At 43.3% G+C, this 7,741-nt stretch carries 9 protein-coding genes, 15 tRNA genes and 1 rRNA gene; 2 read left to right on the forward strand and 23 right to left on the reverse strand.

The window, feature by feature from the left end; translation table 11 throughout:
* Window positions 1–195: 195 nt before the first annotated feature.
* From V7014_RS17740 to V7014_RS17750, 3 genes are read right to left on the reverse strand one after another with little or no spacing between them, the layout of a single operon-like run.
* Window positions 196–516: a hypothetical protein gene (locus V7014_RS17740; RefSeq protein ID WP_335508829.1), complete on the reverse strand. Its 321-nt coding sequence runs from the start codon at window positions 514–516 to the stop codon at window positions 196–198.
* Window positions 513–728, reverse strand: a complete 216-nt coding sequence (locus tag V7014_RS17745) for a hypothetical protein (RefSeq protein ID WP_335508831.1) — start codon at window positions 726–728, stop codon at window positions 513–515. Before V7014_RS17745 ends, V7014_RS17740 begins: the two co-directional genes overlap by 4 nt.
* A 29-nt stretch (window positions 729–757) precedes the next feature.
* Window positions 758–1,024 carry a hypothetical protein gene (locus tag V7014_RS17750; protein WP_335508833.1) on the reverse strand — a complete coding sequence of 89 codons (267 nt, stop codon included), beginning with the start codon at window positions 1,022–1,024 and terminating at the stop codon, window positions 758–760.
* Window positions 1,025–1,216: 192 nt separating this feature from the next.
* Between V7014_RS17750 and V7014_RS17755 the strand changes: the two genes are divergently transcribed.
* Window positions 1,217–1,480, forward strand: a complete 264-nt coding sequence (locus V7014_RS17755; RefSeq protein WP_335508835.1) for a helix-turn-helix domain-containing protein — start codon at window positions 1,217–1,219, stop codon at window positions 1,478–1,480.
* Window positions 1,481–1,555: 75 nt separating this feature from the next.
* On the opposite strand, the gene V7014_RS17760 is transcribed toward V7014_RS17755, so the two are convergent.
* Genes V7014_RS17760 through V7014_RS17770 form a run of 3 tightly spaced genes read right to left on the reverse strand, consistent with a single transcriptional unit; the run spans window position 1,556 to window position 3,470 of the window.
* The gene (locus V7014_RS17760) at window positions 1,556–1,990 is read right to left on the reverse strand and encodes a hypothetical protein (RefSeq protein WP_335508836.1); all 435 of its coding nucleotides are present in this window, start codon (window positions 1,988–1,990) and stop codon (window positions 1,556–1,558) included.
* A gap of 12 nt (window positions 1,991–2,002) precedes the next feature.
* Window positions 2,003–2,584 (reverse strand): replication-relaxation family protein, encoded by a 582-nt coding sequence (locus tag V7014_RS17765; protein WP_335508838.1) that lies wholly within the window; start codon window positions 2,582–2,584, stop codon window positions 2,003–2,005.
* Window positions 2,532–3,470: an FtsK/SpoIIIE domain-containing protein gene (locus V7014_RS17770; protein WP_335508840.1), complete on the reverse strand. Its 939-nt coding sequence runs from the start codon at window positions 3,468–3,470 to the stop codon at window positions 2,532–2,534. The genes V7014_RS17765 and V7014_RS17770 overlap by 53 nt, the downstream gene beginning before the upstream one ends.
* A gap of 598 nt (window positions 3,471–4,068) precedes the next feature.
* On the opposite strand from V7014_RS17770, the gene V7014_RS17775 reads away from it, so the two are divergent.
* Window positions 4,069–4,299, forward strand: a complete 231-nt coding sequence (locus tag V7014_RS17775; RefSeq protein WP_335508841.1) for a helix-turn-helix domain-containing protein — start codon at window positions 4,069–4,071, stop codon at window positions 4,297–4,299.
* A gap of 681 nt (window positions 4,300–4,980) precedes the next feature.
* Here V7014_RS17775 and V7014_RS17780 read toward each other — a convergent pair.
* The 17 genes from V7014_RS17780 to rrf form a co-directional block, all read right to left on the reverse strand.
* Window positions 4,981–5,946 carry a tyrosine-type recombinase/integrase gene (locus V7014_RS17780; protein ID WP_335508843.1) on the reverse strand — a complete coding sequence of 322 codons (966 nt, stop codon included), beginning with the start codon at window positions 5,944–5,946 and terminating at the stop codon, window positions 4,981–4,983.
* Between the two features lie 155 nt (window positions 5,947–6,101).
* A tRNA-Leu gene (locus V7014_RS17785) sits at window positions 6,102–6,183 on the reverse strand.
* A 5-nt stretch (window positions 6,184–6,188) separates the two neighbouring features.
* Window positions 6,189–6,263 (reverse strand) — tRNA-Cys (locus tag V7014_RS17790).
* A gap of 12 nt (window positions 6,264–6,275) precedes the next feature.
* A tRNA-Gly gene (locus V7014_RS17795) sits at window positions 6,276–6,350 on the reverse strand.
* Between the two features lie 5 nt (window positions 6,351–6,355).
* Window positions 6,356–6,430, reverse strand: a tRNA-Gln gene (locus tag V7014_RS17800).
* A gap of 47 nt (window positions 6,431–6,477) precedes the next feature.
* Window positions 6,478–6,550 (reverse strand) — tRNA-His (locus tag V7014_RS17805).
* 22 nt (window positions 6,551–6,572) lie between these two features.
* Window positions 6,573–6,646, reverse strand: a tRNA-Trp gene (locus V7014_RS17810).
* 14 nt (window positions 6,647–6,660) lie between these two features.
* Window positions 6,661–6,744, reverse strand: a tRNA-Tyr gene (locus tag V7014_RS17815).
* Between the two features lie 21 nt (window positions 6,745–6,765).
* Window positions 6,766–6,838 (reverse strand) — tRNA-Thr (locus V7014_RS17820).
* A gap of 3 nt (window positions 6,839–6,841) precedes the next feature.
* Window positions 6,842–6,917 (reverse strand) — tRNA-Phe (locus tag V7014_RS17825).
* A 16-nt stretch (window positions 6,918–6,933) separates the two neighbouring features.
* Window positions 6,934–7,009: transfer RNA gene (locus V7014_RS17830), tRNA-Asp, on the reverse strand.
* Between the two features lie 8 nt (window positions 7,010–7,017).
* Window positions 7,018–7,091, reverse strand: a tRNA-Met gene (locus tag V7014_RS17835).
* 11 nt (window positions 7,092–7,102) lie between these two features.
* Window positions 7,103–7,178 (reverse strand) — tRNA-Val (locus V7014_RS17840).
* Window positions 7,179–7,193: 15 nt separating this feature from the next.
* Window positions 7,194–7,268: transfer RNA gene (locus tag V7014_RS17845), tRNA-Glu, on the reverse strand.
* Window positions 7,269–7,289: 21 nt separating this feature from the next.
* Window positions 7,290–7,382, reverse strand: a tRNA-Ser gene (locus V7014_RS17850).
* A 6-nt stretch (window positions 7,383–7,388) separates the two neighbouring features.
* Window positions 7,389–7,463, reverse strand: a tRNA-Asn gene (locus V7014_RS17855).
* Between the two features lie 9 nt (window positions 7,464–7,472).
* Window positions 7,473–7,588 (reverse strand): 5S ribosomal RNA (gene rrf / locus V7014_RS17860).
* Window positions 7,589–7,741 lie beyond the last annotated feature (153 nt).

Raw genomic sequence — 7,741 nt, forward strand, 5'->3', positions numbered from 1 at the left:
CCTAAGAGCCTTCCCTACGTTATAATATAATTAACTTAATTTTCTAAGAATCGTCTGTCCGTAGCATTGCCGTACTACATTGGATGGGCTTTTATTTTGCGCTGATTGTCGACAGTTTGAATATCGCGTAAATTGTACATATCGCGACAAACCAAAGCGTCGGACCTTCTAGCGTAACTTGCACGTCCAGTAAATTCATTTCGGGCCCCTCCCATTTTCCATCATTAGTTTCGCGAAATCTAAAACGGACATTTTTAAAATTTCAGCAACGATGCCAGCATTGCCGCCGAGGTTTGCCGTGAAACATGAACGTTTGCCGCCGTCCATATTAACCTCAGTTATTCCGTCAGATTCGCCAGTTATCTCACGAAACACCCACTCGAAGTAACCTCCGCCGTCGTCGTATATTTCTAACGTTATTGTGCCGTTTATAACCATTACATCGCGAGTAACTTCCGGCTCGTAGTCCGGATCGCGTGCGTCGATGAAGATTACGTCCTTACGCTCGAGTTTCATTGGCGCCATTCCATTTCATCTCGAATACTCATCGTTTTTGCCTCGCCGTAGTAATAACGTTCCATACGTCTTATCGCGTCTAACAGCGCCTTAGCTGATTGGTACGACGGGCATTCGCTTAGTTTCGCGTACTGCCCGCTACTAAGTTCCTCTGCGACATACTCAAGTTCGATTTCATAAAACGGCATTAATGCGTTAATTGCGTGATCCATAATAAATCATCCACCTTTCGTGATTGAGATTACCGTAAACGTACGCCCCACTTATCCGTTCCACACATAATATCGAGAATCAGTTCTTCATTGCCGTCTAACACATCGTAGCTATCATTATCCAAGTCAACGATAACGTGGCGGTCACTTACTGTAGGCTCGCAGGTAAACAATGATGCGCCTTCATCGTCCAACACGAAAACAGTGCTATTTCCTATTAAGGCGCCTCGCTGGATTTCGCTAGGGAATACCTTGCCATCCCCAATATAAATTATAAAAACTTCTTTCGCTCTCATATTAAAACTCCTCCTAAGTTTACTTTTTTGAAGTTTAACTTCTGAAGTGTAACTCTTGTACTTATAATATAACTTCTGGAGTAGTACGTCAATAGTTATTTGTAAAAAATGATAATTATTTTAATTAAAAGTATGACTTGAGACGTAAAAGAATATATAATAGTGATAAATATAATGAACGGGGCGATCAACATGACTGAATTAAACTTTAACTTTAAATTAGATGAGGTATTATCAGAACTAGATATTACGCGTAACAATCTAGCTGTAGAAGCGAAAATCAGACCTGCGACAGTACAAGATTTATATAACGGAAAGACTAAGCGTCTAGAGTTAGCGACTATCGAGGCATTATTAAAAGTTATAAACGACGTAGCTATCAAGAAGGGTATTAATAAAACATACAAGATTGACGACATAATCGAATTTATATACGAAAAAGAAGGCGACCAATGACGGTACGCCTTTTTGTTTTTCAACTGGGGAAAATGCCCCGATTGAAAATTCGCCCTAAGTTAAACTTAGCCCGCCTCACAACGCCTTCGCAATTTCCACGAGTAAATCCATAAGTAACGGCAGCAATTGAACCGCGATATACCCCGCGCCCGCACGCTGTATCATCGTCAGCCCTCTGTCCGCGTTACCGAGCATAAGGAAAATTCCTCCGCAAAGCATAACCGTAAGTCCTATCGGATAGCTTAACGCCTGCACTAACGCGATAAGAGGATCAAACGCATTGACGACGCGCTCGGTTATCGCTGCATTGACTGCGCCTGCTGCTGCGAAACTAACATCGCCAAAGCCTAACGAAAGTAGAGTAGCGCCAGTGACTACGAGTAATTTAGTCGCCTGCTTTCGTGTGATTAATGGTTTGGTGAAGTTCACGTTGAACCTCACAATTGACGCCCTTTCTTTCCCCGCCATAAACTCTTTAATCGTCATAACTTCCGTTTTCCTTCCGAACACACAAACCGCCTCCTATAAGTTAAAATCCTTCGCCAAATGAACACGTACTTGCAAACCTTCGCAGAGCTTCGTCAACTGCTTTTGCCTATAATCTGTTTCCGTTATCCAAATGAACGCAGGTGGCTTTTTAAATACGTTGAGTGCGATCAACTGGCGGTACCTTCTTACCTTCTCGCGATTAACGGCCATCTTTTGCGTGCAATCTACTTCTACTATTACATAACGTCCATCACTTTCGAATAGAGCGTCGGGTATTACCGTAACCTCATTAGGCACGCTGAGCTTAACTTCATTTCGCCAAGTAGACGGGCATCCATACGCGATATACAAGGCATTACGTAGTAAGTAGTGACGTATCTGTCCCGTTTTCTTAAATACCTTCTCGCAACCAACTAGCGCGCGTCCCTCCGAGTTCAAATAGTAGACTTTCTCGTGCAGTCGTACCGAATTTAAGTACTGGCTCATATCTCCAAGTATACGATTAGCATTACGCTCGCCTCCGAGTCTGTGTAGTATTTGGAGCTGGCTACGACTTAAAAAACTAAGCTTCTTCAATGACAAGGCGATGTTCTCCTGACGTTGCTGCTTTTTCATTAAATCCGCCCTCCCTTCGACTACGAATCGTTACATGAGGCTTGATGGTTTCGTCAATAAACGAGTTACTTATATACGGAGTTTGTACGATCACTTTTCTATCAGTCCTATATATCGCGCGCCCTTGAATAAGAGGCAATTTTTCTGCGCCACCTTCGTCTAGCACCGCACGACTAGCTATTTCCGTTTTCAACTTGAAGCATATTTGCGCCGATATATTTTGCCGGACTTGAGATTTAAGCGTTTCATTGGTCGGATATTGTGTCGCGAGCACTAAACGAAAGCCTGCCGCCCTGCCACGCCTTGCAATATCGGTTATGATTTCTTGGCAAATTGTATCGCTGGCAATATCGGCACTTTCGTCGATTACTACAAAGAATCTTTCATTTATTCCGGCTTCCTTTACGTCCTCAAAACCGTTTAATAAGAGGTATTGCATTACTTTCTCCATTCGCAACTGTGCTTCCGTTAATATCTTACGCGCCTCATCTGCGTTCTTAGCGACGCCATGCACTTGTTCCAGTCCGCGAAAACGATTGAAACAAAGCCCTCCCTTTAAATCTACGAGAAATAGCTTTAAATGCTTTGTTTGACGAGCTACTAACGTTGTTATGATATTCTTTAGGAAAACGGACTTACCGTAATCGGTCATTCCCGCGACAACTACATGAGCGTGCTTATCGAAGTCATGTTTAATTAATTTCGTTAGCGTTGTACCGACAGGTATCTCCCAACCGTTCAGCTTATCGAACAAACTTGCGCCATAATCGAAGCGATCCGTTAGCACTGAATCATATACGCGAACAATTAAAGCACCGTCATAGTCCAGTTCAATAGTCTTACGCACGCCTCGCTTATCCTTTAATAGCTGGCGGACTTCTGCCACCCATTTTCCGTTGAATTGTAGCTTAGATACCTCGCGAAGAAATGACTTAATGTCTACGTACTGGCGACTATTTAAGCCGTCAGATAGCGCCCCTAATTTACACTTAAAGTCGTCAAAACTTAAGCCTAATGGGAACTTATAAACGTACTCCATGCCCCAATCGCGCTTTGATCTACGTAATGGACGTAATGGTTTAGCTTTGCCGTCGTCCTTATCGGATAGTCCTGCGAGGTAACATATTTGTGCAATCTTACGACACTCGTCCGTCGAGCCTCGTACATGAAGCGTAGCCCAAGCCGTAACTCCAGCTGCAACCGTACTACTTAAAAGCTCCAATAACATACACGCAACACCGCCCCTTATTTCGAAGAAATAGTTCCACTTAAACGGAAGGTTTTATATTGAACCTAACCCTCGCGATATCTAGCTTTTTACTATTCCGTATCTTTTTCCGTGACAGCAATTTAAACGGAATATTTGAACGGAATGCTCTATGGAATAAAGGTATGGTGCGCTGCTTGTCCGTTATGTTACTTTTTTAATTTATGTATAAAAAGTATCGAACTTGACGAGCCTTGTCTTAAAAGGAGGTTTGTCCATGTTTTCGTTATTTGGACTCGGTAAAAAACGAACTAAATTTGGTAGGTGGATTGATCGTAAAGAAATATCGCAGTTTGAAGTTGAACAATTATCAGGATTAAGTAGACGTACTATTTCGCGATTGTGTAACGATTGTGATTATGTACCGAAGTATGAAACTGTTAGTAAGATTAAAAAAGCACTGAAGGAAATCGGTGAAAGTGTTCCGGATGATTATTTCGGTATGTAATTAGCAACAAAAGCTTGACTTACTGTATCGAAACTTTTACTTTTGGTTGAGTGGTATGGACAACGGCTTTGGGCATAGTTGTTGCCTACATTCAACCGACAAAAAATATCGAGTGAACATAGACAAGCAACTGCACTTTTGTATATCGGGTTATGGAATCCGTATTTGTAACACCCTATTTGTCGTGGTAATTAAACCAATGATCCTACTGTCAGAGATAGCCCATACAGTTTCACTCAGCCCGTATTGTTACGCGTTGGCTTGTCCAATACTTAATCCGTTACCCTTTGTTATCGGGACTCCGTAAGGTACAACTGGTTACTTTCGAATCATCTTGCGGGCATTACGCCCCTATCAATCCACCGAACCGTTAATGGTCGTTCGCACCATTCAGTAACAAGCATAAATAGGGCAATGCTCATATGTTACCTATATCCATTTATCGCGACGGCTGGATCAATACCTGACGTAATTTATTTACTTGTGCTTAACGGCTACTCACAAGGGAATTACCTAAAAAAGACAATAATAAACTAGACCCTTGAATTTTATTTTCAAAAATTTTATAATTAAAGGGATTGATAGGTTAATTCCTATTCAGTTGTATTTAAGTCATAGGCATGACTAAGTGGTAGGGCGTTCGATTGCTTCCAACAATCGGCGCTCTTTTATTTTGTATTATTATAGATACTTTAACGGAGAAAACTCCTTATGCTTGTCCTTTACGTCATCACTAAATAAATTAACGTAGATTCGAACCATTTCCATCGAAGTATGTCCGAGGATTTGTTGTAATTCGAATATGCCTGCGCCCTGCTTTACGCAAAGTTTCGCGAAAGTATGACGGAATGTATGTGGACTGCATCTAACGTTTTTTATCTTCGCCTCTTCTCCGTATGCTGATAGTCGATTTTGTATTTGCCGTTTAGATAACGGCGTGCTATCTAAAGTCACAAATAGCGCGTCTGTTTCGCAAGTTCCCCGTATCTTAAGGTACTTTTTAAGCTGCGCTTTCATCTTCGCCTGAAATGGTACTAACCTTTCGCGATGCCCTTTCGTTTTCCGTATGAGAATCATCGAATCTTCCCAACGAATATCAGCCACTTCAATTCCGACGAGCTCCGAAACCCTAACGCCAGTCTCTAAGAGAAGTAACATCCAGGTATAATCGCGAACACCTACAAAAGTACGCAAGTCGGGCGCCTTAAGTATCTTATTAAGTTGATCGCGCGAAAACGTTTCTACTACTTGCCTTCTATCGCGTAATAGTTTTAGAGATACGCACGGATTGACGCTGATATAATTACGTTTGTACGCAAAGTTAAAGAAAGCACGTACGGCACGTAGTCTCGTATTTATCGCGCCAATCTTAGATTGCTTTACGTCCTTCATATGTAATATGACTTCTTCTATATCGTCTATTGTTATCGAAGAGGGCTGCGTTTCAATGCCTAGCTCGTCCAACGTCTTTCTAAACGATATTAATTCATTGGAATAGTATGTGATTGTATGAGGTCTTAAATTGCGCAAGTTTGCGTCTTCAAGGAAATACTTAAGTAAATCCTCAAATTCTAACTTGTCGGGGATAACGTCGGTTGCAACGACATTAATTTCGGTGGGGTTAAGATTATTATTTCTACGCGCCATTGTTATCGCTCCTAATTTCGATTTACAAGCGACAGTGCACACGATTGACCGCGTACGATATTTTTAAAGGGGTCGTATAGTTTTACGCAAACAAAAAACGTCCTCTATCGTACAGAGAACGTTGATATTATCGTATTTGATTGTTCGTAATAAGATACCGGTGGTCGGGGTCGAACCGACACTCCTTACGGAACACGATTTTGAGTCGTGCGCGTCTGCCAATTCCGCCACACCGGCAAATTTGGAGGCGGCAACCGGATTCGAACCGGTGGATAAAGGTTTTGCAGACCTTGGCCTTACCACTTGGCTATGCCGCCGATATATATAGATGGAGCGGAAGACGGGATTCGAACCCGCGACCCCAACCTTGGCAAGGTTGTATTCTACCACTGAACTACTTCCGCAAAAATGGCTGGGCTAGAAGGATTCGAACCTTCGCATGACGGAATCAAAATCCGTTGCCTTACCGCTTGGCTATAGCCCATCTATTATAAATATATGTTGTGTATCACTTATTTATGATTAAAAAGGGGCGACTGATGGGAATCGAACCCACGAATGCCTGAACCACAATCAGGTGCGTTAACCACTTCGCCACAATCGCCACTATAGTGAAAATATAATATTGGCAGGGGCAGTAGGAATCGAACCCACACTGACGGTTTTGGAGACCGTAGTTCTACCTTTAAACTATGCCCCTATTAAAGGAAAAAATGGTGGAGGGGGGCAGATTCGAACTGCCGAACCCTAAGGAGCGGATTTACAGTCCGCCGCGTTTAGCCACTTCGCTACCCCTCCACTATGTAATGATAGAAAATATGCCGGCGAAAGGAGTCGAACCCTCGACCTACTGATTACAAGTCAGTTGCTCTACCAACTGAGCTACACCGGCAAATGGTGGCTCAGGACGGAATCGAACCGCCGACACAAGGATTTTCAGTCCTTTGCTCTACCGACTGAGCTACTGAGCCAAAACTATGTAATAAATGGCGGTCCCGACGGGAATCGAACCCGCGATCTCCTGCGTGACAGGCAGGCATGTTAACCGCTACACCACGGGACCACTTAATATTGCGGGGACAGGATTTGAACCTGCGACCTTCGGGTTATGAGCCCGACGAGCTACCGAACTGCTCCACCCCGCGACGATAATATATGGTGGAGGATGACGGGATCGAACCGCCGACCCCCTGCTTGTAAGGCAGGTGCTCTCCCAGCTGAGCTAATCCTCCATAAGATAAAATAATTGGTGACCCGTACGGGATTCGAACCCGTGTTACCGCCGTGAAAGGGCGGTGTCTTAACCGCTTGACCAACGGGCCAGATTGTTTTAGAAAGTTAAATGGCGGAGAGCAAGGGATTTGAACCCTTGAGACAGTGGTTAACCGTCTACACGATTTCCAATCGTGCTCCTTCGGCCTCTCGGACAGCTCTCCGTATTATGGCTCCGCAGGTAGGATTCGAACCTACGACCGCTCGGTTAACAGCCGAGTGCTCTACCACTGAGCTACTGCGGATCAATAAGAACCTGGCAATGTCCTACTCTCACAGGGGGAAACCCCCAACTACCATCGGCGCAGAAGAGCTTAACTTCCGTGTTCGGAATGGGAACGGGTGTGACCTCTTCGCCATCATTACCAGATAGAAGATTGCTGTCTGTCTCTTTCGAAAGCAGACGAATCATCAAAGACATATACTATTATAATATATTCTCATGATTTTTCAAGAGATTTTTTCACTCTCTCAAAACTAGATAACAGAAGTGTTTTTCCAAACAAAATTGTGGTTAAGTCCT

The sequence above is a fragment of the Bacillus sp. JJ722 genome, assembly GCF_036963345.1.
GTDB lineage: Bacteria > Bacillota > Bacilli > Bacillales > DSM-1321 > Bacillus_AD.

Coding starts and splice junctions, on each gene's coding strand:
- V7014_RS17740 (WP_335508829.1), bottom strand. CDS start 516: ATGAAACTCGAGCGTAAGGACGTAATCTTCATCGACGCACGCGATCCG.
- V7014_RS17745 (WP_335508831.1), bottom strand. CDS start 728: ATGGATCACGCAATTAACGCATTAATGCCGTTTTATGAAATCGAACTT.
- V7014_RS17750 (WP_335508833.1), bottom strand. CDS start 1,024: ATGAGAGCGAAAGAAGTTTTTATAATTTATATTGGGGATGGCAAGGTA.
- V7014_RS17755 (WP_335508835.1), top strand. CDS start 1,217: ATGACTGAATTAAACTTTAACTTTAAATTAGATGAGGTATTATCAGAA.
- V7014_RS17765 (WP_335508838.1), bottom strand. CDS start 2,584: ATGAAAAAGCAGCAACGTCAGGAGAACATCGCCTTGTCATTGAAGAAG.
- V7014_RS17775 (WP_335508841.1), top strand. CDS start 4,069: ATGTTTTCGTTATTTGGACTCGGTAAAAAACGAACTAAATTTGGTAGG.
- V7014_RS17780 (WP_335508843.1), bottom strand. CDS start 5,946: ATGGCGCGTAGAAATAATAATCTTAACCCCACCGAAATTAATGTCGTT.